Below are 1,796 nucleotides of genomic sequence, written 5' to 3' on the forward strand. Positions count from 1 at the left end.
TATCGCAAGGACGCGGATCATGCCCCACGCTGCGGCGGTCAGGACCGCCACCCGGGACCGGGATGCTGGTCGATACCAGCGCCACCGGCCCGAGCAGACCCTGCTCTATCGGATCGTCGACGAGTATTATCCGGCGTTCACGGCTCATCTGGCGGAGCAGGGCAGGGAACTGCCGGGTTATGTGCAACGCGAGTTCGAGGATTACCTCCAATGCGGGCGTCTCGAATGCGGCTTCTTGCGGGTGCGCTGCGAGTCGTGTCACGCCGAGCACCTGGTTGCGTTCAGTTGCACCAAAAGTAGGCGCTTTAGGCGAACGTCGGGGGTTTTGCCCGAGCTGCGGGGCGCGGCGCATGGCCGAGAGCGCGGCCTTGCTGGTCGACGAGGTGTTGCCCGAGCAGCCCGTGCGCCAGTGGGTGCTGAGTTTCCCGTTCCAACTGCGTTTCCTGTTTGCCAGCCGGCCCGAGATCATGGGCCGGGTGCTGGGCATCGTCTACCGCGTGATCGCGACGCACCTGATCAAGCAAGCGGGCTTCACAAAAAAGATAGCCAAGACCGGCGCGGTCACCCTGATCCAGCGCTTCGGCAGTGCACTCAACCTGAACATCCACTTTCACATGCTGTTCCTCGATGGCGTGTATGTCGATCATCCCGATGCAACAGCCCGGTTCCGTTGGGTCAAGGCGCCGACCAATCAGGAGCTCACCCAACTGGCGCACACCATCGCCCATCGGGTCGGCCGCTTTCTGGAGCGGCAGGGCCTACTGGAACGGGATGCCGAGAACAGCTACCTGGCCTCGGATGCGGTGGACGACGACGCGATGAATTCCCTGCTGGGGCATTCCATCACCTACCGGATCGCCGTCGGGCCGCAGGCAGGGCGCAAGGTGTTTACCCTGCAAACGCTACCGGCCTGCGACCCGGAAGATCAATTCGGTGATACCGTGGGCAAGGTAGCCGGTTTCTCGCTGCACGCCGGCGTCGCCGCCAAAGCCCATGAACGCAGCAAGCTGGAACGGCTGTGCCGGTACATCTCAAGGCCGGCGGTCTCTGAGAAACGCCTGTCACTCACTGCGCAGGGCAAGGTGCATTATCAACTCAAGACGCCCTACAAGGACGGCACGACCGGGCGGCGTTCCGACATGTCATTTTCGAGCCCCTGGACTTCATTGCAAAATTGGCGGCGCTGGTGCCGAAGCCGCGAGTCAACCTCACCCGTTTCCACGGGGTGTTTGCTCCCAACAGTAAACATCGTGCGTTGGTGACGCCCGCCAAGCGTGGTAAAGGCAGCAAGCCCCAAGCCCTCGATGAGGCGCAAGACCAAACGCCGGCCGAACGCCGCGCGGCCATGACCTGGGCGCAGCGACTGAAACGCGTCTTCAACATCGATATTGAAACATGCACTGAGTGTGGCGGCGCCATGAAAGTCATTGCCTGCATTGAAGACCCGGTGGTGATCAAGAAGATCCTCGATCACTTGAAGCAAAAAGACAAAGCAAACGAGCCTAACCCGTTGCCCGAGAGTCGGGCGCCGCCTGCCGGCATGCAAGCGGGCTTGTTTCACTGATGCCCAAAAACCAACTGTTTCTCTCGACTTGCTGCGCTGGGTAACCGCGGCCCGGCCGCGCTATGCCTGGGGATCGTAATGGAGATGTTTGTGGAGAAAATGCGGGTGGATTTTCTCCACGGGAGTGTAACTCAGGGTGAATTTTGGGCGATTAAACGGCTATGAGGCGGGCCACTGACAGCTAACTACTGCTGGACTCAGGCAAAAAGGGCGTTTATTCTTCTTATACTTG

Annotated in this window: 1 pseudogene; it reads left to right on the top strand. The window is 60.6% G+C overall.

Annotated elements, in window-relative coordinates:
• Positions 1 to 19 precede the first annotated feature (19 nt).
• Positions 20 to 1,564 (top strand): annotated as a pseudogene (locus Q6D67_RS21510) (IS91 family transposase).
• Positions 1,565 to 1,796 lie beyond the last annotated feature (232 nt).

The organism is Haliea sp. E1-2-M8 (assembly GCF_030649675.1).
Taxonomy (GTDB): Bacteria; Pseudomonadota; Gammaproteobacteria; order Pseudomonadales; family Halieaceae; genus Haliea.